Raw genomic sequence first — 24,628 nt, forward strand, 5'->3', positions numbered from 1 at the left:
ATGGCCGATGCCAAGCCGTGGGAGCAGTATTTTTCAGATGAGGCCAAGGCGCCAGGCGCGGGCACGCCATCGGCCGTGACCATTCCGGCGATGCTGGACGAGGTTGTCGCGAAATTTGGCGCCAAACCTGCGATGACAACGATCCTGCCCACCGGTGCGGACACCACCGTCAGCTATTCCGAACTCAAGGATCATGCCGCGGACTTTGCCACCTACCTGCGCGAGGATCTGAAGCTGGGAACCGGGGACACGGTGGCCATCATGTCCCCCAACTGCATCGGTTTCTGTGTGGCCTCCCTTGGCATCGCACTGGCTGGATGTATCGGCACCAACGTCAATCCGCTCTACACTCCCAACGAGCTGGAACATCAGCTCAACGACAGCAAGGCCAAGGCCATCGTCATCATCGACCTGTTCGGCGACAAGCTGGACAAGGTGGTCGCCAACACCGGGGTGAAACACGTGATCACCCTGTCCATCGTCGATTTCTTTCCGACGCTGAAAAAGATGTTGCTGGGCTTTGTGCTCAAGCGCGTGCGCAAAGTCATTCCGACGATGGCGACCGCGCATACGCGGCTAACCGACGCGCTGGCGATGGGCCGCGCGCACACGGGACGCGATGTGGCGGCCTATACCAAGGGAGTCACGGGCAGCTCCGTCGCACTTTATCAGTACACAAGCGGCACGACGGGGCGCAGCAAGGGGGCGGGACTCACCCATCAGGCGATCCTGACCAATGCCGAACAGGGCCGGTTGATGACATCCGCGGTGGTGCGGGAAGGGAAAGAGGTCGCGCTGGTGGCCCTGCCGCTCTACCACATCACTGCCTTCACCCTGCTGTTCATCTCCGGGCTCAAGGTCGGCGGGCACGGCATCCTCGCCCCGAGCCCGCGCCCGCCCTCCAATCTCAAGGCGGCGTTTGAAAAGTACGAGATCACCTGGTTCACCGGCATCAACACCCTGTTCGCGGGCCTGATGGCCGAGCCGTGGTTCGACCGGAAACTGTTCCAGCACATCCGCTTCTGCGGATCGGGCGGGGCGGCGCAGCAGACCGGGGTGGCACAGAAATGGCAGGAGGCGACGGGGGTGGAGATCTTGCAGGGCTATGGGATGACGGAAGTGTCCGGCATCCTCACCCTCAACCCGCCGGGGGAAAACCGGCTGGGCAAGGTCGGCGTGCCGGTGCCGGGGGCCGAAGTGCGGATCGTGGATGACGCGGGGCAGGATGTGCCGCACGGGGAGCCGGGCGAAGTGATCGCGCGCACGCCGTCGCTGATGCAGGCCTATCTCGACAACCCGGACGCGACCGAGGATGTGCTGAAAGACGGGTGGTACTATTCGGGCGACATCGGGGTGATGGACGCGGATGGGTTCATCGAGATTGTGGACCGCAAGAAGGACATGATCCTGGTGTCGGGCTTCAATGTGGCGCCGAACGAGATCGAGGACGTGATCTCGACCTTGCCGGGGGTCGTGCAGGTGGGGGTCGTGGGGATCGCGGACGAAAAGACGGGGGAGGTTCCGGTGGCTTTCGTGGTGCGGTCCGATGACAGCCTGACGGAGGAGGCGGTGGTGGCGGCCTGCCGGGAGGCGCTGACCAACTACAAGATTCCGCGGCAGGTGAGGTTCGTGGAGGACGTCCCGGTGACCCTCTCGGGCAAGGTGCTGCGGCGGCAACTGCGGGAGGATCACTTTGGGTGAGGGATTGGGGTGTCCCACGCTGGGACATTTTTGCGCCATAGGAAAATCAAGGGGTTACAGAGGCGGTTTTACCCTTTTGTAACCTTTGGGCCCCGGAGAGGGGGGACGCGGAGGTCGGTGCCCCTTGGGTTTTTGGGGTGAAGGGTGTGATGGGCAGATTGCCCATCCTACGTGGTAATAGCGGACGGAATCAACGAAGTAGAATAGGGCATACGAGGCAAGAAATGAAAAACAGCGAAAGCTTGGCTGAATTAGTAGTAGAAAATAGTGTTTCAGCTCCCGCACCACTAGATCCTGCCATCGCATCAATTAATCTGGCGACAAGATCAAATCGATTGACAGAGGGATATGATCTTTCCGTTTCGGCCTTTTTTGGTAGTGAGCGTATCGAACTGACCGGTGGAGATTTCGGAGTCAGTGTACAAATCTCGATTGAGCGTGCCCAAATTGACTTGGAGTTTGTTAGATGCCGAGCTTCGCTTGTGGACGATCCGACGTCACAGTTGTCTGACGAACGATTAGTTGAAGAGCGTACAACAATGCGTCGCGACAAATCGAGCAGCGCAGGTTTTCTGCTAGGAGCTTCGTCCAAGGCTGATGCGCAGCTAGAGGCTGGTTTCGACGTAAAGGGGCAAGTTGCAGGGTCCGGCGCGTATGAGAGAAATGTTGTACGCAACAGAAAGAACTGGCAACGTCTAAATGCCCAAACAATTCTCATCGGAACAATTCCAGGAGACTTAGATGGCATGGAACTCGATAATTTTTTAGGTTGGCGGGTATTTCCGGAAGTTACGGACGAACCCTCGGGAGTAATCGGCACCTTAAAAGTAAGAGAAGCATGGATAAACTTTATTAATGTCAAAAACACATCATTTAAAGGCCGTATCGGCCATAAGGCCAGAAAACTATTTGAGTCAAACGATCAAAACCGAAAGAGAATGTTTGCACTTTTACTTCGGCATTTGTCGACAACGGGGTTGAGCACAAGGTCGTCACGTCCAGATGAAGCGGTCTTTGCGATCTTTCCATTTGTAGTTCGACCGGAAATAGACAAAGCCGTTGCCGTTAACGCGCCCGCGTCGTCTGGCCGTGTCCAACTAGAAAGTGAAAAATTAGAAGCGTTCTTGGTATCACCACCAGGCACTGAGGAAGAAACACTTGTGTCACTTGGCGTGTCACATGACTTAATTCGAGAAAATACTCGTAAAGCTAAGAGCAAGGGAAAAAGCCAAGGTCGTTTTCTAGGTTACACATCGCCGGTAGTTTGCGCGAGGGCATACTCACAACTTGTTAAAAGACAAAGAGTGGACGAAAAAGATTGGTCTGGCATAGCAAACAATCGGGTTCTAAGGGATTTGATAAACTTGGACTTGGTTAAGAAAATTGACGATTCTATTGTACCGGTTGAAGACTCTGTATCAGACGCAGATGCGATGTTTAGGCACTCAATTGCCCGTTGTGACACAGTGCAGTTAGCCCGAGGAATGCTAGTCGAGAACCCAAGTGTTTCTAGTACAGAAGTCGCAGAGATGGTGGATACAAAGTTCGGGAAGAGCTACAGCACCCACGGAACGAAGGTTCGCGTAGGTCAAGCGCTCAAACGATGGGCACGTTGGGTAGAGCCACATCTGATCGATCCAAAGGGGGGCGCAAAGTCAGACGCACTTCTCGAGGTGGCCAAGAGCAAGGTGGCCCAAGTTGGAGCGCGCACCTACGCAACTCCAAAAAATATTGCGATTGCTAAGGCGGGGTATGCTGCGGGAGATTCCGGCAAGGTAATTGCAGAGAGAATTGGTATGAGTTACGCGACACTGAAGCGTTGGAAAGACAGTGGAAAATTGGATTAGCCTGTAGCTTTCGGAAAAAATCGCAAATTATGCTTTGGCGCACAATCTCGCGACAGAACCCATATCGCCATCCCGCCGGGACGGGCTGGCGATGGCCCGGCGCCTTCGGCTTGATTCCGGGCGAGTTGGCGCCAACCTTCCCCCTTCACAAACCCCCCCAAACCCTCTAACTCCCACCCAAGGTCGCTCCCGTTGATTCGGGCGCGTCCTACTTTCGTCCGAGACGGTGGGTGAGGCGTACCTCATAAATCCTGCCCGAGGCGGGAACAGACCTGTTTCTCCAGAAGCTCGCCGTTTTGAGCCTCTGGCGGTCTTGGACCCCCTGACTTTCGAGGACCAAACCGCCGGAGTGATCCGGTGCTACTAGAGCCGGGGACCCCGCACAGGGCCCCCACAAATGGAGTGAAACTGTGGATAGAGCCCAGAAAGAGAAAGTGGTCGAGGAACTCGGCCAGATCTTTGAAAGCTCTGGCGTCGTTGTGGTTGCCCACTACGCCGGTCTGACAGTTGCCGAAATGCAAGACCTGCGTGCCCGTGCACGCGACAACGGGTCGAGCGTTCGTGTCGCCAAAAACAGGCTCGCCAAAATCGCCCTTGAGGACAAGCCCTGCGCAAGCATTGCTGATTTCCTGACGGGCATGACCGTTCTGACCTTTTCCGAAGACCCCGTGGCCGCGGCCAAGGTGTCCGAGGACTTTGCCAAGGAAAACGACAAGTTCGTGATCCTCGGCGGGGCCATGGGTGAGAACGCGTTGGACCGGGCCGGTGTGACGGCTGTGTCCAAGATGCCATCGCGCGAGGAGCTTATCAGCACCATCGCCGGCATGCTTGGCGCACCTGCATCCAATATCGCCGGGTCCATTGGCGCACCTGCAAGCAACATTGCGTCCATCCTGTCCACGATCGAGGACAAGGCGGCAGCGTAAGCAAACGTCTGAGCGGCGTGTGAGAATTGCACACGTTGGAACACACATATCGAAACGGAAAGAGCTGATAAAATGGCTGATCTGAAAAAACTGGCAGAAGAGATCGTTGGTCTGACCCTGCTGGAAGCACAAGAACTGAAGACAATCCTCAAAGACGAGTACGGCATCGAGCCTGCAGCCGGTGGCGCAGTCATGATGGCGGGCCCTGCAGATGCCGGTGGCGCTGCTGAGGAAGAGAAGACAGAATTCGACGTCGTTCTGAAGAACGCAGGCGCGTCGAAAATCAACGTCATCAAAGAAGTCCGCGGCATCACAGGCCTGGGCCTGAAAGAAGCCAAGGATCTGGTCGAAGCTGGTGGCAAGATCAAAGAAGGCGTCGACAAGGCCGAAGCCGAAGAAGTCAAAGCCAAGCTGGAAGCAGCTGGCGCCGAGGTCGAACTGGCCTAAGCATTGGTGGGCAGATTGCCCATCTCACGCTTGAAGGGCGCTCCGGTCATCGGGGCGCCCTTTTTTCGTGCCCCGCGCGCCGCTGTGCGTAACATCAGTCACCACGAAGTGAAGCGCCGTTTACGGCCGGGGACTGGTAATCGAGCGAAAAATAGCGACATCTGGCCGCATACGCAAAACGCTAGGAGCTCGTTCATGTCCCTCTCTCGTCGTCAATTCACCCAACTGTCTTTGGCGGCCGCATTGGCCACCGTTGCGGCCCCGTCCTTTGCCGGCAGCGCAGAACGCACCGGCAGCCTTTCGGGGCGTCAGGGTTACAAAGTATCCGGGACCGTCAAGGTCAAGAAAGTCGACGGCAAGACCAAGGTCGTGCTGGGCGATGACTATCTGTTTGATCCCTCCAAGAACCCGCCGGACATCAAGATCGGCTTTGGCAATGGCGGCAAATATGCCAAAGGGTCCAAGATCCACGACGCCCTGACCGTCAAGAAGGGTGCCGCCACGTTCGAGGTGCCTGCCAGCATCGACACGGACAAATACAACGAGCTCTATATCTATTGCGAGCAGTTCACCGTCATCCTCGCGGTTGCGCCGCTGAGCTGATCACCGCTGTGGCAAAGAGCCCGCAAGCCGCCGGTCTCCGGCGGCTTTTGGCGTTTTTGGGGCCCCGGGGTATAGACGCACCGCAAAAGGGGAGCGGCGATGTACAGTCAGGATTCGTTCTTTGATTTGTCCGCGATAGGGCAGGTGGGGCTGGCGGCGCTGAGCCTGACGCTTTTTGTTCTGACGGTGACGCTTGCGCATCTGCTGCTGCGCAGGCGTCCGGTCTGGCTACGCCTGCTGGGAGCGGCGGCGATCTTCTGGGCCTTTGTGTGGCTGTCGCCGCAGATCTATTACATGTATTACCGCGTGCTGATCCCTGATCTGCCGCTGCAATGGGTGATCAAGGTGCCGCCCGTCGGAGCGCAGCGCCTGTTTGAGTTGTTGACCTTTCAATGGCGCGCCAACCTGTCGGCGCACAGCCAGGGGGTGTTGGGCTGGTGCGTCCTGCTTGCCCCGTTCCTGCGCTGGCCGCGGGCCACACCTGCGCCCCGAGACACGCTGTGACCATCACCTGAGCACCAGAAACCGGAAAGGATGCCTTGTGCTTTGTGCTGCGTCGGCCTGACGCCCGGCCTGCGTCCGGGTCCTGCGGTGGGATGCCGTTTTTGCGCAGACCAGAACCGCACCGAGACGGCGCTGAAACTGCGCCTTATTTTTTGGAATTGTCAGGGCGGGGCATCCTGTTCTAGGGTGAAGGCAGCATACTGGTGCGTTACGCGCTGGCGCGAGAGGTGTTTTGCGACTTTTCTCGGAACGCCCTGTTGTGCTTTCCTTAAGCAAGGCCTATGTCGAAGCCTCCGCTGGGAGCGATGATTCGCGCCCGGCTTTTTGCGTATTCGACATGACAGGAGCAGGCACCTTTCAGTTAATCCTTCAAGTCTTTCGCAAAGAGCCGCCGCTGATCACACCATGACGGTTCTTTAGGAAAGATTGAGATCGGGCGCGCACCTTGGGCCGGTGTGCAGGTATAGATCTTCTTTTCGGTCTTTGAGAGTTCGCACCGGACCGCCCCCCCGGACTGTGAACGCCACAAAGATGGAGTGCGAAAATCGCATGGCAAATACGTTCCTTGGCCAAAAACGACTGCGTAAATATTACGGCAAAATCCGCGAAGTGCTGGAGATGCCAAACCTCATCGAGGTTCAGAAATCCTCTTACGACCTGTTCCTGAATTCCGGCGATGCTGAGACCCCCACGGATGGCGATGGCATCCAGGGCGTGTTCCAGTCGGTTTTCCCGATCAAGGACTTCAACGAAACCTCCGTTCTGGAATACGTCAAATACGAGCTGGAAAAGCCCAAGTACGACGTCGAGGAATGTCAGCAACGCGACATGACCTACAGCGCACCCCTGAAGGTGACGCTGCGCCTGATCGTGTTTGATGTCGACGAGGACACGGGCGCCAAGTCCGTCAAGGACATCAAGGAACAGGACGTGTTCATGGGCGACATGCCCCTGATGACCCCCAATGGGACGTTCATCGTGAACGGCACCGAGCGTGTCATCGTGTCCCAGATGCACCGCTCGCCCGGTGTGTTCTTTGACCACGACAAGGGCAAGACCCACTCGTCCGGCAAGCTGCTCTTTGCCTGCCGCATCATTCCCTACCGTGGCAGCTGGCTCGACTTTGAATTCGACGCCAAGGACATCGTGTTCGCCCGCATCGACCGCCGCCGCAAACTGCCTGTGACCACCCTGCTTTATGCGCTGGGTCTGGACCAGGAAGCGATCATGGAGGCCTATTACGAGACGGTCACCTTCAAGCTGAAGAAGAACAAGGGCTGGGTCACCCCGTTCTTCCCCGATCGCGTGCGCGGCACCCGCCCCACCTATGATCTGGTGGACGCCAAAACCGGTGAAGTCATCGCCGAAGCTGGCAAGAAGGTCACCCCCCGCGCCGTCAAGAAGCTGATCGACGAGGGCAAGGTCAAGGAACTGCTGGTGCCCTTCGAGCACATCGTCGGCAAGTTCGTGGCCAAGGACATCATCAACGAAGAAAACGGCGCGATCTATGTCGAAGCCGGTGATGAGCTGACCCTTGAATATGACAAGGACGGCACGCTGATTGGTGGCACTGCCAAGGAACTGATCGACGCGGGCATCACCGAGATCCCCGTTCTCGACATCGATAACGTCAATGTCGGCCCCTACATGCGCAACACCATGGCCAACGACAAGAACATGAACCGCGAAACCGCGCTCATGGATATCTACCGGGTCATGCGTCCGGGCGAGCCGCCCACCGTTGACGCGGCCTCGGCCCTGTTTGACACGCTGTTCTTCGATTCAGAGCGTTACGATCTGTCGGCCGTTGGTCGTGTGAAGATGAACATGCGTCTGGCGCTGGATGCCGAAGACACGCAGCGTACCCTGCGCCGCGAAGACATCGTCGCCTGCATCAAGGCCCTCGTGCATCTGCGCGACGGCAAGGGCGATATCGACGACATCGACCACCTCGGTAACCGCCGTGTCCGTTCGGTTGGTGAGTTGATGGAGAACCAGTACCGCGTTGGTCTGCTCCGTATGGAGCGTGCGATCAAGGAGCGGATGAGTTCGGTCGAGATCGACACCGTCATGCCGCAGGATCTGATCAACGCGAAACCTGCCGCTGCTGCTGTGCGCGAGTTCTTTGGCTCGTCCCAGCTGTCGCAGTTCATGGACCAGACCAACCCGCTGTCCGAAGTGACGCACAAGCGTCGCCTGTCGGCCCTTGGGCCCGGCGGTCTGACCCGCGAACGTGCCGGTTTTGAAGTCCGCGACGTGCACCCGACCCACTATGGCCGGATGTGCCCGATTGAGACGCCGGAAGGGCCGAACATCGGTCTGATCAACAGCCTCGCCACTTTTGCCCGCGTGAACAAGTATGGCTTTATCGAAACGCCATACCGCGTTGTGACCGATGGTCAGGTGACGGACGAAGTCCACTACATGTCGGCGACCGAGGAAATGCGTCACACTGTGGCGCAGGCCAACGCCTCGCTGGATGTGAACGGCAAGTTCAACAACGAGATGGTCAACACCCGGAAATCGGGCGACTATACCCTGTCCCCGGTGGACAGCGTGGACCTGATCGACGTGTCGCCAAAGCAGTTGGTGTCTGTTGCCGCCTCGCTGATCCCGTTCCTTGAAAATGACGACGCCAACCGCGCCCTGATGGGCTCGAACATGCAACGTCAGGCGGTTCCGCTTCTTCAAGCCGAGGCGCCGCTGGTCGGCACCGGTATCGAAGAGGTTGTGGCCCGCGATTCTGGTGCGGCCATCATGGCCAAACGTGCCGGCATCATCGACCAGGTGGACGCCACCCGGATCGTGATCCGTGCGACCCATGACCTTGAGCTGGGTGACGCGGGTGTGGACATCTACCGCATGCGCAAGTTCCAGCGGTCGAACCAGAACACCTGCATCAACCAGCGCCCGCTGGTGAAGGTGGGTGACACGGTTCAGAAGGGCGAGGTGATTGCCGACGGGCCAAGCACCGATATGGGTGAACTGGCGCTGGGCAAGAACGTGGTTGTCGCGTTCATGCCGTGGAATGGCTATAACTACGAGGACTCGATCCTGATCTCCGAGCGTGTGTCGCGCGATGACGTCTTTACCTCGATCCATATCGAGGAATTCGAAGTCGCCGCCCGTGACACCAAGCTTGGGCCAGAGGAAATCACCCGCGACATCCCCAATGTCGGCGAGGAAGCCCTGCGCAACCTCGACGAGGCGGGCATCGTCTATATCGGTGCGGACGTCGAACCCGGCGATATCCTCGTGGGCAAGATCACCCCCAAGGGCGAAAGCCCGATGACGCCAGAAGAAAAGCTTCTGCGCGCCATCTTTGGTGAAAAGGCCTCGGACGTGCGCGACACCTCGCTGCGCGTGAAACCCGGTGACTTCGGCACCGTTGTCGAAGTGCGCGTCTTTAACCGCCACGGTGTGGAAAAAGACGAACGTGCGCTGCAAATCGAGCGGGAAGAGGTCGAACGCTTGGCGCGTGACCGCGACGACGAACTCGCGATCCTCGACCGCAACATCTATGCCCGTCTGGGCGACATGCTGCTGGGCAAAGAGATCGCCAAGGGCCCCAAAGGCGTGAAAGCCGGCGCAAAAGTCGATGCCGACACGCTCGAAGCCTTCCCCCGCTCTGCCTGGTGGCAGATTGCCCTGAAAGACGAGCAATCCGCACAGGTGGTCGAGGCCCTGAACGAGCAATACGAGGCGCAAAAGCGCGCCCTTGATGCCCGTTTCGAGGACAAGGTCGAAAAGGTCCGTCGTGGCGACGATCTGCCCCCCGGCGTGATGAAAATGGTCAAAGTGTTCGTGGCGGTGAAGCGCAAGCTGCAACCGGGCGACAAGATGGCTGGCCGTCACGGCAACAAGGGTGTGATTTCGAAAGTGGTGCCGATGGAGGACATGCCGTTCCTCGCCGATGGCACCCCGGTCGATTTCTGTCTGAACCCGCTGGGCGTGCCGTCGCGCATGAACGTCGGGCAGATCCTTGAAACCCACATGGGCTGGGCCGCACGCGGTCTGGGTGTGAACATCGACGAGGCGCTGCAGGAATACAAACGCTCCGGCGATCTGACTCCTGTGCGCGAGGCGATGAGCCTGGCCTATGGCGAGGATGTCTATCAAGAAGGCATCACCGGCATGGATGAGGATCAGCTGATCGAAGCCGCTGGCAACGTCACACGCGGCGTTCCCATCGCCACGCCCGTCTTTGACGGTGCGAAAGAGGCCGATGTGAACAACGCGCTGGAACGTGCCGGTTTCTCGACCTCGGGTCAGTCGGTGCTGTTTGACGGTCGTACGGGTGAGCAGTTCAGCCGCCCCGTCACGGTCGGCATCAAGTACCTGCTGAAGCTGCACCACCTTGTGGACGACAAAATCCACGCCCGTTCGACCGGTCCGTACTCCCTCGTTACGCAGCAGCCGCTGGGTGGTAAGGCACAGTTCGGTGGTCAGCGCTTTGGTGAGATGGAAGTCTGGGCTCTGGAAGCTTACGGCGCCGCCTACACCTTGCAGGAAATGCTGACGGTGAAATCGGACGACGTGGCGGGCCGGACCAAGGTCTATGAGAGCATCGTCAAGGGCGAGGACAATTTCGAGGCCGGCGTGCCGGAATCGTTCAACGTTCTCGTCAAAGAGGTCCGCGGTCTGGGCCTCAATATGGAACTCCTGGATGCGGAGGAAGATGAATAACGGCGCATCAGTAAGGCGGGGTTAACCCCGCCCTACGGCTCCAATCTTCCCTCTGCTCCCCTTTCAAGGATTTGAAAATGAACCAGGAACTGACAAACAACCCGTTCAACCCGCTGACGCCGCCCAAGGTCTTTGACGAGATCAAGGTATCGCTCGCGTCGCCCGAACGCATCCTCTCGTGGTCGTTTGGCGAGATAAAAAAGCCCGAGACCATCAACTACCGGACGTTCAAGCCCGAGCGTGACGGCCTGTTCTGCGCCCGTATTTTTGGCCCGATCAAGGATTACGAATGCCTGTGCGGCAAATACAAGCGCATGAAATATCGCGGCGTTGTCTGCGAGAAATGCGGTGTCGAAGTCACGCTGCAAAAGGTCCGCCGCGAGCGGATGGGTCACATCGAACTGGCGGCCCCCGTCGCCCACATCTGGTTCCTGAAATCGCTGCCTTCCCGCATCGGTCTGATGCTTGACATGACGCTGCGCGATCTGGAACGCGTGCTGTACTTTGAAAACTACGTCGTGACCGAGCCGGGTCTGACCGATCTGTCTTATGGCCAGATGCTGTCTGAGGAAGAGTACATGGACGCGCAGGACGCGTTCGGCATGGACGCCTTCACCGCCAATATCGGTGCCGAAGCGATCCGCGAGATGCTTTCGCAAATCGACCTCGAGGCCGAAGCTGAAACCCTGCGCGCTGATCTGAAAGAGGCGACAGGCGAGCTGAAGCCCAAGAAGATCATCAAGCGTCTCAAGGTCGTGGAATCCTTCCTTGAATCCGGCAACCGGCCTGAGTGGATGGTTCTGACCGTGATCCCCGTGATCCCGCCGGAACTGCGCCCGCTGGTGCCGCTGGATGGCGGTCGTTTTGCGACCTCTGACCTCAACGACCTCTATCGTCGTGTGATCAACCGGAACAACCGTCTGAAGCGTCTGATCGAGTTGCGCGCGCCTGATATTATTGTGCGCAACGAAAAGCGGATGTTGCAGGAATCCGTTGATGCGCTGTTTGACAACGGCCGTCGTGGTCGCGTGATCACGGGTGCCAACAAGCGCCCGCTGAAATCGCTGTCTGACATGCTGAAAGGCAAGCAGGGTCGCTTCCGTCAGAACCTTTTGGGGAAACGCGTCGACTTTTCTGGCCGGTCAGTCATCGTGACCGGTCCGGAGTTGAAGCTGCACCAATGTGGTCTGCCCAAAAAGATGGCGCTGGAGCTGTTCAAGCCGTTCATCTACTCGCGGCTTGAGGCCAAAGGACTGTCGAGCACCGTCAAGCAAGCCAAGAAGCTGGTGGAAAAGGAACGTCCCGAAGTTTGGGACATTCTGGATGAAGTCATCCGCGAACACCCGGTCATGCTGAACCGTGCGCCCACGCTGCACCGTCTTGGCATTCAGGCGTTCGAACCCGTTCTGATCGAAGGTAAAGCCATCCAGCTGCACCCGCTGGTCTGTTCGGCCTTCAACGCTGACTTTGACGGTGACCAGATGGCCGTGCACGTGCCGCTGAGCCTTGAGGCCCAGTTGGAAGCGCGCGTTCTGATGATGTCCACCAACAACGTGTTGTCGCCTGCCAACGGTGCGCCGATCATTGTTCCTTCGCAGGACATGATCCTCGGCCTCTACTATGTGACGCTGGAACGTGAGGGCCTGAAAGGTCAGGACATGGTGTTCGGTTCGATCGAAGAGGTTGAGCACGCGCTGGACGCCGGTGTTGTGCACCTGCACACCAAGATCAAAGCCCGTCTGCCGCAGATCAACGCCGAAGGTCTTGAGGTCATGGAACGCTTTGACACGACCCCCGGTCGTGTGCTGCTGGGCGCGCTTTTGCCGCTCAACAACAAGGCGCCGTTTGAGCTGGTCAACCGTCTGCTGCGCAAGAAAGAAGTGCAGCAGGTCATCGACACTGTTTACCGCTATTGCGGGCAGAAAGAGTCCGTCATCTTCTGTGACCAGATCATGACCATGGGCTTTAAGCACGCGTTCAAGGCGGGCATTTCGTTCGGCAAGGACGACATGCTGATCCCCGACACCAAATGGCCCATCGTCGAAGAGACGCGGGAACAGGTGAAGGATTTCGAACAGCAGTACATGGACGGCCTGATCACCCAGGGTGAGAAGTACAACAAGGTGGTCGATGCCTGGTCGAAGTGTAACGACAAGGTCACCGACGCGATGATGGGCTCGATCTCGGCGGCGCAAGTCGATGCGGACGGGTCCGAGCGTGAGCCGAACTCGGTCTACATGATGGCCCACTCGGGTGCGCGTGGTTCTGTGACGCAGATGAAACAGCTGGGCGGGATGCGTGGTCTGATGGCCAAGCCGAACGGCGACATCATCGAGACACCGATCATCTCGAACTTCAAGGAAGGTCTGACCGTTCTTGAATACTTCAACTCGACCCACGGCGCGCGGAAAGGTCTGTCTGACACCGCTCTGAAAACGGCGAACTCGGGGTACCTGACCCGTCGTTTGGTGGACGTCGCGCAGGACTGCATCGTGCGCGATCGCGACTGCGGCACCGACATGGCGATCACCGCCGAAGCGGCTGTGAACGACGGTGAGGTGGTTTCGCCCCTGTCCGAACGTGTTCTGGGTCGTTTCACGGCCGAGGATGTGCTCAAGCCGGGCACGGATGAGGTGCTGATCGCAAATGGCACGCTGATCGACGAGCGCATGGCGGATTCGGTTGACGAGTTTGCGGTGCAATCGATGCGCATCCGCTCGCCGCTGACTTGTGAATCCGAAGAAGGCGTCTGCGCGACCTGCTATGGTCGTGACCTTGCGCGCGGCACCATGGTCAACACTGGCGAGGCTGTCGGCATCATCGCCGCCCAGTCCATCGGTGAACCCGGGACCCAGCTGACGATGCGGACTTTCCACATCGGCGGCGTGGCCCAGGGTGGCCAGCAGTCGTTCCTTGAGGCCTCGCAAGAGGGCAAGATCGTCTTTGAGAACGCGCAGTTGCTGGACAACTCTTCTGGTCAGACCCTCGTCATGGGTCGGAACATGAAGCTGATCATTCAGGACGAGAATGGCGACGAGCGTGCCAGCCACAAACTGGGTTACGGCACGAACCTTTTCGTCACCGAAGGCCAGAACGTGAAGCGCGGCGACAAGCTGTTCGAGTGGGACCCCTACACCCTGCCGATCATCGCCGAGAAAGCCGGTACTGCGAAATTCGTCGACCTTGTCAGCGGCATTGCCGTGCGCGACGAGACGGATGACGCGACAGGCATGACCCAGAAGATCGTGATCGACTGGCGCTCGGCCGCCCGCGGCAACGAGCTGAAGCCGGAAATCATTCTGGTGGGTGCGGATGGCGAGCCGGTCCGCAACGATGCGGGCAACCCGGTGACCTATCCGATGTCCGTTGATGCGGTTCTGTCCATCGAAGAAGGTCAGGAGGTCGCCGCCGGTGACGTTGTGGCCCGCATTCCGCGCGAAGGTGCCAAGACCAAGGACATCACCGGGGGTCTGCCCCGTGTGGCCGAACTGTTCGAAGCCCGTCGTCCAAAGGATCACGCCATCATCGCCGAAATCGATGGGTATGTGCGCTTTGGCAAGGACTACAAGAACAAGCGCCGCATCGCGATCGAGCCATCCGACGAGTCGATGGAAAAGGTCGAGTACATGGTGCCCAAGGGGAAACACATCCCCGTGGCCGAAGGCGACTTTGTCCAGAAGGGCGACTACATCATGGACGGCAACCCGGCCCCACACGACATCCTGTCGATCCTGGGTGTCGAGGCGCTGGCGGATTACATGATTGACGAAGTGCAGGACGTCTATCGCCTGCAAGGTGTGAAGATCAACGACAAGCACATCGAAGTCATCGTTCGCCAGATGCTTCAGAAGTGGGAGATTAGCGACTCCGGCGACACCACGCTGCTCAAAGGCGAGCACGTGGACAAGCAGGAGTTCGATGCCGCCAATGCCAAGGCCGTGTCCAAAGGGGGCCGTCCAAGCCAGGGCGAACCGATCCTGCTGGGCATCACCAAGGCGTCGTTGCAGACCCGGTCGTTCATCTCGGCGGCGTCCTTCCAGGAAACCACCCGCGTTCTCACCGAAGCCTCTGTGCAGGGTAAGAAAGACAAGCTGGTTGGTCTCAAGGAAAACGTCATCGTGGGCCGTCTGATCCCGGCGGGCACCGGTGGGGCAACCCAGGCCGTACGCAAGATCGCCACAGATCGCGACAGTGTCGTGATCGAAGCACGCCGCGAAGAGGCCGAGGCCGCAGCCGCACTGGCCGCACCGACGCCAGAGGATGTGGTCGGGGGCGATGTGTTCAACACCGTTATCGACACATCCGAGGAAAGCCGCGACTGAGTCAAGCGCTTGATATGAATTGGAAAACCCCGCCCTTTGTGGCGGGGTTTTTTCGTATTTGAGGGCGCTTGGGCCCCATAAGTTTGGCGTTCGTGTCGGGGTGTGGTGGGGTGAAACCCCACCCTACGGCGGGATGGGATGCGTGGCGTTTGACAGGGTCCGGCGTGAGGCGGGACGTGGTCAAGCTCTGGTAAAGTCTGAGGGGCTTGGCTAGCGTGGTGCCAAATTGACTGGCGGTTTTTCAGATGTCTCCCAACACCCTTGGTGCGTTGTTCATGATGGCGTCGATGGCGTCCTTCACCCTCAACGACACGTTGATCAAGCTGACGGACGGGGCCGTGCCGCTGATGCAGTTGCTGTTTCTGCGCGGGGTGCTGTCCTCGGTCTTGATCTACGGGGTGGCGCGGGGCCTTGGCACCTTGCAGTTCGACCTTGCGCGGCGCGATTGGGGTTTGGTCGCCCTGCGCTCGGCGGCGGAAATCGGGGCGGCCTATTTCTTTCTCACGGCCCTGTTCAACATGCCGCTGGCCAATGTGACCGCCGTGCTGCAGGTCCTGCCGCTGACCGTGGCGCTTGGGGCCGCCTTTTTCTTTCGCGAGCCCTTGGGCTGGCGGCGCATGGCCGCGATCCTGTTGGGCTTTATGGGGATGTTGCTGATTGTGCGTCCCGGGCCTGAAGGGTTCAGCCTGTGGTCGGCTTACGCGCTGATGGCGGTTGTCTGTGTGACGATCCGTGATCTCGCCACCCGCCGCCTGTCGCCCGGGGTGCCGTCGATGACGGTGACCTTTGTGGCGGCGGTGACCGTCATGGGGTTTGCCGGGGTCGCCTCGGCGGCCACGCCTTGGGTGACCATCGATTTGTGGCTGGCCGCGCTGATTGCCGGGTCTGCTGTCTTCATCATCGGCGGCTATTGGTTTTCGGTGCAGGTGATGCGTGTGGGCGAGATCAGCTTTGTCGCGCCGTTCCGTTATACCGGTCTGGTCTGGGCGTTGTTGCTGGGTTGGCTGATCTTTGGCGACTGGCCGACCAACCTGACCCTCGTGGGGGCCGGGATCGTGGTGGCGACGGGGCTGTTCACGCTCTACCGCGAGCGCGCGCTGTCACAGCGCTGAAAAGGCGCGCCGCACCGCGTCTGCGTCAATGGCAAAGCGTTCGCGCAACAGCACCTCGCCGGCCTCATCCATCAGCGTCAGCTTGTGAGGCCTGGCCGATGGACCCTGGCGGGAGTCGTTATAGTCGTTGTGCCCGCGCAGCATCATGATGCTGTCCGTGACCGTAACCGTCGTCATCTTTTCCGCCAGTTTGTGATGGGCGAAGTTCATGATGGTCTGGCGCGATCCGGGCGCGACCATCATTGCCAGCGCCGCGGTCTGGTAGGGCACGGCCGTTTCGACCGCGGCGATCCCGTCTGCACCGGGGCGCACGATGAAACCGCGGTTGAAGTCGATGGCGAGCAGGTTGTCCCGTGCGGCCAGATCCGCCACGTCGCCTGCCACCTGCCGCAACCTTGCGACGAAGTCGATGGCCACCGCATCATCGTCATCCATGCGGAACTGCAGGCAGGGCGTGTCGCTGTCCACCCGGACCGAATTGATGATCTGTTTCATGATGGGGCGGTGCTGTGCGGGCGGATGGGACTGGATCACCGCCTGCGGCATATCGGCCAGCAGGGCCTCTAACCGCGTGCGGTATGGGGCGGGCAGGCTGTCGCCGATCACCACGACAAGGGTGAAATCGGAGTCACTCTGGGCGCGCAGCGGGGGCAGGGTGATGGTCTCAAAGGTGGCAAATCGCTCTTCCATCCGTGTGGGCGCGTAGAGATAGGCGAGCTTTTCTGCAAAGTCCTCGAAATCGACCTGAAAGCCGCCCACGGCAGGGTAGGAAAAGCGACAAAGACCGATAACCTGCATTGCGAAAAGACCCTGAAAACACGACTGGTTGACGCGCTGACCATGCCCGAGCCACACGGGTCTGCGCAAGCCGCCTCTGGCTGTTGACAGTGTCTCCGACTCCCCCTATACGCCCGCTATCTCGGACCGGGTTAATGCCCGAAACCGAAATCATAACCGAAGTGGACACGATCCGGCCCCTGCATTGGCCCGATCCTCTGGAAACCCACCGCGTCGCCCCTCACGGGAGCGATTGCGGTTTTTGCGCTTTTGTGGACGCACAGGGGCGATTGAATTGAAACCGCGGGGCCGCCCCGCACGACATATGTTGATGAGACGGGGAACATACCTGCAATGCCAACGATCCAACAGCTGATCCGCAAACCGCGGCAGCCCAAAGTCAAACGCTCAAAGTCCCTTCACCTTGAGGGGAACCCGCAAAAACGCGGTGTGTGTACACGCGTTTATACAACGACACCGAAAAAGCCGAACTCGGCCATGCGGAAAGTCGCCAAGGTGCGCCTGACCAACGGCTTTGAAGTCATCAGCTACATTCCCGGTGAAAGCCACAACCTGCAGGAACACTCGGTTGTTCTGATTCGTGGCGGCCGTGTGAAAGACCTTCCCGGTGTGCGTTACCACATCCTGCGCGGCGTTCTGGATACCCAAGGCGTCAAAGATCGTAAGCAACGCCGTTCGAAATACGGCGCCAAGCGCCCCAAATAAGGAGAGCAGCAGATGTCACGTCGTCACGCCGCCGAAAAACGCGAAGTCCTGCCCGACGCCAAATATGGCGATAAGGTTCTGACCAAGTTCATGAACAACCTGATGGTCGATGGTAAGAAATCGACTGCTGAGCGCATCGTCTATTCCGCGTTCGACCGGGTTGAATCCAAGATCAAGCGCGCCCCCGTGGAAGTGTTCCACGAAGCGCTGGACAACATCAAACCCTCCGTCGAAGTGCGTTCGCGTCGCGTCGGGGGTGCCACCTACCAGGTGCCCGTCGAAGTTCGCCCCGAGCGCCGCGAAGCGCTGGCCATCCGCTGGCTGATCATCGCGTCGCGCAAGCGCAACGAGAACACGATGGAAGAGCGCCTCGCAGGTGAGCTGATGGACGCTGTTCAGTCCCGCGGCACCGCTGTGAAAAAGCGCGAAGACACACACAAGATGGCCGACGCCAACAAAGCGTTCAGCCACTACCGTTGGTAAACCAGATACCCTGAGGACCATACCCCATGGCACGCGACTATCCGCTTCAACGCTACCGCAACTTTGGCATCATGGCACACATCGATGCCGGCAAGACCACATGTTCGGAACGCATCCTGTTCTACACAGGCAAATCCCACAACATTGGTGAGGTGCACGATGGTGCGGCCACAATGGACTGGATGGAGCAGGAACAAGAGCGTGGGATCACGATCACCTCTGCTGCGACCACCACATTCTGGCAGCGTCAGGAAGAGCCGACAGCCGATGCCACATCCGACACCAAGTACCGGATGAACATCATCGACACGCCCGGCCACGTGGACTTCACCATTGAAGTCGAGCGTTCGCTGGCCGTTCTCGATGGCGCGGTTGCGGTTCTGGATGCCAATGCGGGTGTTGAGCCTCAGACGGAAACCGTCTGGCGTCAGGCCGATCGCTACAAGGTGCCGCGCATCGTGTTCGTCAACAAGATGGACAAGATCGGTGCCGACTTCTTCAACTGCGTGAAGATGATCAAGGACCGCACAGGTGCGACACCTGCGCCCGTGCAAATTCCGATTGGTGCCGAAACCGAGCTGGAAGGCATGGTCGATCTGGTCACCATGAAAGAGTGGGTCTGGGCCGGTGAAGATCTGGGTGCCTCCTGGGAACAACGCGAAATCCGCGACAGCCTGAAGGCGCAAGCCGAAGAATGGCGCGCGCACCTGATCGAGACCGCCGTCGAAATGGACGACGACGCGATGGAAGCGTATCTGATGGAAGGCCAGGAGCCCGACGTCGACACGCTGCGCAAGCTGATCCGCAAGGGCACGCTGGCCATCAAGTTCATCCCCGTTCTGTGTGGCTCTGCCTTCAAGAACAAAGGCGTGCAGCCGCTGCTGAACGCCGTGATCGACTATCTGCCTAGCCCGCTGGACGTTGTCGACTACATGGGCTTCAAACCCGGTGACGAAACAGAAACCCGTAACATCGCCCGCCGTGCGGATGATGACATGGCGTTCTCGGGCCTTGCGTTCAAAATTATGAACGACCCCTTCGTCGGCTCGCTGACCTTTACCCGCATCTACTCGGGTGTGTTGAACAAGGGCGACACGCTCCTGAACTCGACCAAAGGCAAGAAAGAGCGCGTCGGTCGCATGATGATGATGCACTCGATCAACCGCGAAGAAATCACCGAAGCCTATGCGGGTGACATCATCGCGCTGGCCGGTCTCAAGGACACAACCACAGGCGACACCCTGTCGTCGGTGAACGATCCTGTCGTGCTTGAAACGATGAACTTCCCCGATCCGGTGATCGAGATCGCGGTCGAGCCCAAAACAAAGGCCGACCAGGAGAAGATGTCGCAAGGTCTGGCCCGTCTGGCCGCCGAAGACCCGTCTTTCCGTGTGGAAACTGATCTGGAATCCGGTCAGACCATCATGAAGGGCATGGGCGAACTTCACCTCGACATTCTGGTCGACCGCCTCAAGCGTGAGTTCAAGGTCGAAGCCAACATCGGTGCCCCGCAAGTGGCGTATCGCGAGACCATCGGTCACGAGGTCGAGCACACCTATACCCACAAGAAACAGTCGGGTGGTTCGGGTCAATTTGCTGAGGTGAAACTGATCATCTCGCCGACAGAGCCAGGCGAAGGCTATTCCTTTGAATCGCGCATCGTAGGTGGTGCCGTTCCCAAGGAATACATCCCCGGTGTGGAAAAAGGCATCAAGTCCGTGATGGATAGTGGCCCGCTGGCTGGCTTCCCCGTCATCGACTTCAAGGTGGCCCTGATCGACGGTAAATTCCACGACGTTGACTCCAGCGTTCTGGCCTTTGAAATCGCCGCTCGCATGGGCATGCGCGAAGGCATGAAGAAGGCCGGCGCCAAGATGCTGGAACCGATCATGAAGGTCGAGGTTGTGACGCCCGAAGAGTACACCGGTGGCATTATCGGCGACCTCACATCGCGTCGCGGTCAGGTGCAGGGTCAGGACACACGCGGCAACGCGATTGCCATCGACGCCTTTGTGCCGCTGGCCAACATGTTCGGCTACATCAACACGCTGCGGTCGATGTCCTCGGGTCGTGCGAACTTCACCATGCAGTTCGACCACTACGAAGCCGTGCCGCAGAACATCAGCGACGAGATCCAGGCAAAATTCGCTTAACGGGATGGCGGGGTGAACCCCGCCCTACCCACCAACCGTAGGGCGGGGTTCACCCCGCCATCCAATGCAAGGAGGCCATCATGGCAAAGGCAAAGTTTGAACGTAACAAACCGCACGTTAACATCGGCACGATTGGTCACGTTGACCACGGCAAGACGACGCTGACGGCGGCGATCACGAAGTATTTCGGCGATTTTCAGGCATATGACCAGATTGATGGCGCGCCCGAAGAGAAAGCCCGTGGCATCACCATCTCGACCGCGCACGTGGAATACGAGACGGAAAGCCGTCACTACGCCCATGTCGACTGCCCCGGCCACGCCGACTACGTCAAGAACATGATCACCGGTGCGGCGCAGATGGACGGCGCGATCCTGGTTGTGAACGCGGCCGACGGCCCGATGCCGCAGACCCGCGAGCACATCCTGCTGGGCCGCCAGGTCGGCATCCCGACCATGGTTGTCTACATGAACAAGGTCGACCAGGTGGACGACGAAGAGCTGCTCGAGCTGGTCGAGATGGAAATCCGCGAGCTGCTGTCCAGCTACGAGTACCCCGGCGACGACATCCCCGTCATCCCCGGCTCGGCTCTGGCCGCGATGGAAGGCCGTGACAACGCGATCGGCGAAGACAGCATCCGCGCGCTGATGGCGGCTGTGGACGAGTTCATCCCGACGCCCGAGCGCGCCGTGGACCAGCCCTTCCTGATGCCGGTCGAGGACGTGTTCTCGATCTCCGGCCGGGGCACGGTTGTGACCGGTCGTGTCGAGCGTGGCGTGATCAACGTCGGCGACGAGATCGAAATCGTGGGCATCCGCGACACCAAGAAGACGACCTGCACGGGCGTGGAAATGTTCCGCAAGCTGCTGGATCGTGGTGAAGCGGGCGACAACATCGGCGCCCTGCTGCGCGGTGTTGAGCGTGAAGGCGTTGAGCGCGGCCAGGTGCTGTGCAAGCCCGGAAGCGTGAAGCCCCACACCAAGTTCGAAGCCGAAGCCTACATCCTGACCAAGGAAGAGGGTGGCCGTCACACGCCGTTCTTCGCCAACTACCGCCCGCAGTTCTACTTCCGCACCACGGACGTGACCGGCACGGTTCAGCTGGCTGAGGGCACGGAAATGGTGATGCCGGGCGACAACGTGTCTTTCGGGGTCGAGCTGATCGCCCCGATCGCGATGGAACAGGGCCTGCGCTTTGCCATCCGCGAAGGCGGCCGCACCGTCGGCGCCGGCGTGGTGTCCAAGATCACCGACTGAGTTGCGCGGTAGGGCGGGGTTTCACCCCGCCTGACCGACACGTCGCGGCGGGGTGAAACCCCGCCCTACGGCTAGACATAAAGACGCGATGAGGGGTGTCGATGCGCGGCGCTCCTCCTCTCCGCTCTAAAGACCCGAATAAGGGAAGCTGAGACATGGCCATCCAAAGCCAAAACATTCGCATTCGGCTGAAGGCGTTTGACTATCGTGTGCTGGACGCGTCCACACAGGAAATCGTCAACACCGCCAAACGCACCGGTGCCTCCGTGCGCGGGCCCATCCCGCTGCCGAACAAGATTGAAAAATTCACTGTTCTGCGTGGCCCCCACGTTGACAAGAAATCCCGTGACCAGTTCGAGATCCGCACGCACAAGCGTCTGCTCGACATCGTTGATCCGACCCCCCAGACCGTGGACGCGCTGATGAAGCTCGACCTTGCCGCTGGTGTGGACGTCGAGATCAAGCTGCAATCGTAAGGAGGGTATGGATATGCGCTCTGGAATACTCGCAAAGAAAGTCGGCATGACCCGGCTGTTCATGGAAGACGGCAAGCAGATCCCTGTGACCGTGCTCCAATTGGACGGTCTGCAGGTTGTCGGCCAACGGACATCGGACAAGGACGGCTACACCGCTGTCACACTTGGCGCAGGTTCGCCAAAAGTGAAACGTGTGAGCAAAGCCATGCGCGGCCACTTCGCCGCTCAAAAGGTTGAGCCCAAGCGCAAGCTGGTCGAGTTCCGCGTCTCTGAATCCAACATGATCAACGTGGGCGAAGAAATCATCGCCGACCACTACTTTGAGGGTCAGTTTGTCGACGTGACAGGCACCTCGATTGGTAAGGGTTTTGCCGGTGCCATGAAACGCCACAACTTTGGTGGTCTGCGGGCCAGCCACGGTGTGTCGATCTCGCACCGTTCGCACGGCTCCACCGGTCAGTGTCAGGATCCAGGCAAGGTCTTCAAAGGCAAGAAGATGGCCGGTCACATGGGTGCTGCCCGTGTCACAACGCAGAACCTGCAGGTTGTGCGCACGGACTCTGACCGTGGTCTGATCATGATCAAGGGCGCTGTGCCCGGGTCCAAAGGTGGCTGGGTCACCGTCAAGGACGCGGTGAAAAAGCCGTTCCCTGAAAATGCGATCCTGCCCGCTGCTCTGAAATCCGCAGCTGAAGAAGCCGCAAAAGCCGCTGAAGAAGCCGCAGCAGCCGCTGCCGCCGAAGCAGAGGCCGCCGCAGCCGCAGCCGCCGCAGAAGAGCAGGCCGCAATGGAAGCCGCCGAGGCCGACGAGGCCAAGACGGATGCCGTGGCCGAAGCGCAAGCTGCTGAAGAAGCCAAGAAAGAAGGTGACGCATGAAACTCGATGTCATCAAACTCGACGGCGGCAAGGCCGGTTCGGTAGACCTGGACGAGGCTCTGTTCGGCCTCGAGCCACGCGCCGACATCCTGCACCGCGTCGTCCGCTGGCAGCGTAACAACGCGCAGGCCGGTACGCACAAGGTCAAGACACGGTCCGAAGTCAAATACTCGACCAAGAAGATCTATCGCCAGAAAGGCACCGGCGGCGCACGCCACGGCGCGCGCTCTGCTCCGATCTTCCGCGGTGGTGGTGTTTACAAAGGCCCCGTTGTCCGTTCGCACGGCCACGACCTGACCAAGAAGTTCCGCAAACTGGGGCTGCGCCACGCGCTGTCCGCAAAGATGGCGGCCGGTGAGCTGGTGGTGATCGAGGATGCGAGCACGTCGGGCAAAACCGCCGCTCTGGCCAAGCAGGTCAAGGACCTGGGCTGGAAACGCGCGCTGGTCATCGACGGGGCTTCGGTCAACGAAGACTTCCTCGCCGCGTCCCGCAACATCGAAGGGCTGGATATCCTGCCGTCGATGGGCGCAAACGTATACGATATCCTGAAACGTGACACTCTGGTGATCACGAAGGCGGGGATCGAAGCACTGGAGGCTCGACTGAAATGAGTGCCAAGGCAGAACATTACGACGTGATCCGCAAGCCGATCATCACCGAGAAAGCGACCATGGCGTCCGAGAATGGCGCGATTGTCTTTGAGGTGGCGATGGACAGCAACAAACCCATGATCAAAGAGGCCGTTGAGGCGCTGTTTGGTGTGAAGGTGAAGGCTGTGAACACGACCATCACGAAGGGCAAAGTGAAGCGCTTCCGTGGGGCGCTCGGCAAGCGCAAGGACGTCAAGAAGGCGTATGTGACGCTTGAAGAAGGCAACACGATCGACGTGACAACCGGTCTTTGATCGGGTGGCGGGGGTGACCCCGCCCTACGGAGAGATTGAGAACCCCGGCTGCGTGAGCGGTCGGGGTTTTTTGCTTGAATGGGAGTAAAATTTCATAGGCAACTAACAACAAAAAAGACCCGCCTACTAGGCGGGCCTTTCTTCAATGAGGCGGGGGGTCCGTAACCACCGAAGTGGAACTGCCGACCTTATCCCCAGCCTTTCAATTCTGAAGGTAGCAACCTATCGTCGAATATTCAAGTGAAAACTCAAAGGTTATTGCATGGATATCGTAAGTTATATTTCGCCAGAGCGTCTAAAAACTTTTGAAAATCATACAGATAGACAAGAAAAAGCTATAGCTTTGCACAACTACACTCTGCAGTTGGGTTCTTCATTAATGTCTCTTATCGCACTGCTGGAATTATCTTTGCGCAACAGCACTAATGAGCGCATCATCCGCCACTTTGGCGATCCCAACTGGCTTCTTCCAGGTAAAACAGCTGTTCCGTTGGAAGGATATGAGCGCAAAGCTATAAGTTCAGCTACGTCCCACGCGAGGAAAGCTCTATACTCCAAGCTGGCTTACAAAGAAAAGACTTGGCTTGATGCGTTTGCATTCCCGACCGGAAAACCGGCAGGGACAACGCATAAGACCATCGCAAAAAAAGACAGTCACTTTTTGTTGTCTCACACGGGCAAATTATTTCTCAGACAACATTTTCTTTTTGGAAGCGGCTGTACTCGAGAGACTATGAACAGGAATTGTGGAAGCCTTCATTAAAAGCCGTTTTCCCAAACAAGAAACTTAGGCGGTCAAGTGTCGCTCAATCTCTTGAAGTCATA

General features: G+C 58.9%; 19 protein-coding genes. 18 read left to right on the forward strand and 1 reads right to left on the reverse strand.

Translation table 11 applies throughout. From position 1 onward, the window contains the following. From Q1A89_RS02160 to Q1A89_RS02200, 9 genes are all read left to right on the forward strand, one after another. The gene (locus Q1A89_RS02160) at nt 1-1,701 is read left to right on the forward strand and encodes an AMP-binding protein (RefSeq protein ID WP_299723078.1); all 1,701 of its coding nucleotides are present in this window, start codon (nt 1-3) and stop codon (nt 1,699-1,701) included. A 224-nt stretch (nt 1,702-1,925) separates the two neighbouring features. Next, nucleotides 1,926-3,548 carry a hypothetical protein gene (locus Q1A89_RS02165; RefSeq protein WP_299723081.1) on the forward strand — a complete coding sequence of 541 codons (1,623 nt, stop codon included), beginning with the start codon at nt 1,926-1,928 and terminating at the stop codon, nt 3,546-3,548. A gap of 410 nt (nt 3,549-3,958) precedes the next feature. Continuing rightward, complete coding sequence (rplJ, locus tag Q1A89_RS02170) at nt 3,959-4,474, forward strand: 50S ribosomal protein L10 (RefSeq protein WP_299723084.1); 516 nt, start codon at nt 3,959-3,961, stop codon at nt 4,472-4,474. A gap of 72 nt (nt 4,475-4,546) precedes the next feature. Next, entirely contained in the window at nt 4,547-4,921 is a 375-nt protein-coding gene (gene rplL, locus Q1A89_RS02175) for a 50S ribosomal protein L7/L12 (protein ID WP_299723087.1), read from the forward strand. A 195-nt stretch (nt 4,922-5,116) separates the two neighbouring features. Continuing rightward, nucleotides 5,117-5,524, forward strand: coding sequence for a DM13 domain-containing protein (locus Q1A89_RS02180; RefSeq protein WP_299723090.1), 408 nt, complete (start codon nt 5,117-5,119; stop codon nt 5,522-5,524). A 99-nt stretch (nt 5,525-5,623) separates the two neighbouring features. After that, the gene (locus tag Q1A89_RS02185; protein ID WP_299723093.1) at nt 5,624-6,028 is read left to right on the forward strand and encodes a hypothetical protein; all 405 of its coding nucleotides are present in this window, start codon (nt 5,624-5,626) and stop codon (nt 6,026-6,028) included. A gap of 549 nt (nt 6,029-6,577) precedes the next feature. Continuing rightward, nucleotides 6,578-10,714 (forward strand): DNA-directed RNA polymerase subunit beta, encoded by a 4,137-nt coding sequence (rpoB, locus tag Q1A89_RS02190; protein WP_299723096.1) that lies wholly within the window; start codon nt 6,578-6,580, stop codon nt 10,712-10,714. A 77-nt stretch (nt 10,715-10,791) separates the two neighbouring features. After that, nucleotides 10,792-15,036, forward strand: a complete 4,245-nt coding sequence (gene rpoC / locus Q1A89_RS02195) for a DNA-directed RNA polymerase subunit beta' (RefSeq protein ID WP_299723099.1) — start codon at nt 10,792-10,794, stop codon at nt 15,034-15,036. A gap of 245 nt (nt 15,037-15,281) precedes the next feature. Continuing rightward, complete coding sequence (locus Q1A89_RS02200) at nt 15,282-16,148, forward strand: DMT family transporter (RefSeq protein ID WP_299723102.1); 867 nt, start codon at nt 15,282-15,284, stop codon at nt 16,146-16,148. On the opposite strand, the gene Q1A89_RS02205 is transcribed toward Q1A89_RS02200, so the two are convergent. Beyond that, nucleotides 16,137-16,946, reverse strand: a complete 810-nt coding sequence (locus Q1A89_RS02205; protein WP_299723105.1) for a putative rhamnosyl transferase — start codon at nt 16,944-16,946, stop codon at nt 16,137-16,139. The genes Q1A89_RS02200 and Q1A89_RS02205 overlap by 12 nt on opposite strands. A gap of 333 nt (nt 16,947-17,279) precedes the next feature. On the opposite strand from Q1A89_RS02205, the gene rpsL reads away from it, so the two are divergent. From rpsL to Q1A89_RS02250, 9 genes are all read left to right on the forward strand, one after another. After that, nucleotides 17,280-17,651: a 30S ribosomal protein S12 gene (gene rpsL, locus Q1A89_RS02210; protein ID WP_024809820.1), complete on the forward strand. Its 372-nt coding sequence runs from the start codon at nt 17,280-17,282 to the stop codon at nt 17,649-17,651. Between the two features lie 12 nt (nt 17,652-17,663). After that, nucleotides 17,664-18,134 carry a 30S ribosomal protein S7 gene (gene rpsG / locus Q1A89_RS02215; RefSeq protein WP_108839210.1) on the forward strand — a complete coding sequence of 157 codons (471 nt, stop codon included), beginning with the start codon at nt 17,664-17,666 and terminating at the stop codon, nt 18,132-18,134. 26 nt (nt 18,135-18,160) lie between these two features. Then, nucleotides 18,161-20,287, forward strand: a complete 2,127-nt coding sequence (gene fusA, locus Q1A89_RS02220) for an elongation factor G (RefSeq protein WP_299723112.1) — start codon at nt 18,161-18,163, stop codon at nt 20,285-20,287. An 80-nt stretch (nt 20,288-20,367) separates the two neighbouring features. Continuing rightward, nucleotides 20,368-21,543, forward strand: a complete 1,176-nt coding sequence (gene tuf, locus Q1A89_RS02225; protein ID WP_299723053.1) for an elongation factor Tu — start codon at nt 20,368-20,370, stop codon at nt 21,541-21,543. A 161-nt stretch (nt 21,544-21,704) separates the two neighbouring features. Then, nucleotides 21,705-22,019 (forward strand): 30S ribosomal protein S10, encoded by a 315-nt coding sequence (rpsJ, locus tag Q1A89_RS02230; RefSeq protein WP_108838874.1) that lies wholly within the window; start codon nt 21,705-21,707, stop codon nt 22,017-22,019. A 13-nt stretch (nt 22,020-22,032) separates the two neighbouring features. Then, nucleotides 22,033-22,896 carry a 50S ribosomal protein L3 gene (rplC, locus tag Q1A89_RS02235; RefSeq protein ID WP_299723115.1) on the forward strand — a complete coding sequence of 288 codons (864 nt, stop codon included), beginning with the start codon at nt 22,033-22,035 and terminating at the stop codon, nt 22,894-22,896. Further along, the gene (gene rplD / locus Q1A89_RS02240; RefSeq protein WP_299723118.1) at nt 22,893-23,510 is read left to right on the forward strand and encodes a 50S ribosomal protein L4; all 618 of its coding nucleotides are present in this window, start codon (nt 22,893-22,895) and stop codon (nt 23,508-23,510) included. The genes rplC and rplD overlap by 4 nt, the downstream gene beginning before the upstream one ends. Continuing rightward, the gene (locus Q1A89_RS02245; protein WP_299723121.1) at nt 23,507-23,803 is read left to right on the forward strand and encodes a 50S ribosomal protein L23; all 297 of its coding nucleotides are present in this window, start codon (nt 23,507-23,509) and stop codon (nt 23,801-23,803) included. Before rplD ends, Q1A89_RS02245 begins: the two co-directional genes overlap by 4 nt. A 262-nt stretch (nt 23,804-24,065) precedes the next feature. Further along, the gene (locus tag Q1A89_RS02250; RefSeq protein ID WP_299723124.1) at nt 24,066-24,566 is read left to right on the forward strand and encodes a hypothetical protein; all 501 of its coding nucleotides are present in this window, start codon (nt 24,066-24,068) and stop codon (nt 24,564-24,566) included. Nucleotides 24,567-24,628: the final 62 nt, after the last annotated feature.

It is taken from the genome of uncultured Tateyamaria sp. (genome assembly GCF_947503045.1).
GTDB lineage: Bacteria > Pseudomonadota > Alphaproteobacteria > Rhodobacterales > Rhodobacteraceae > Tateyamaria.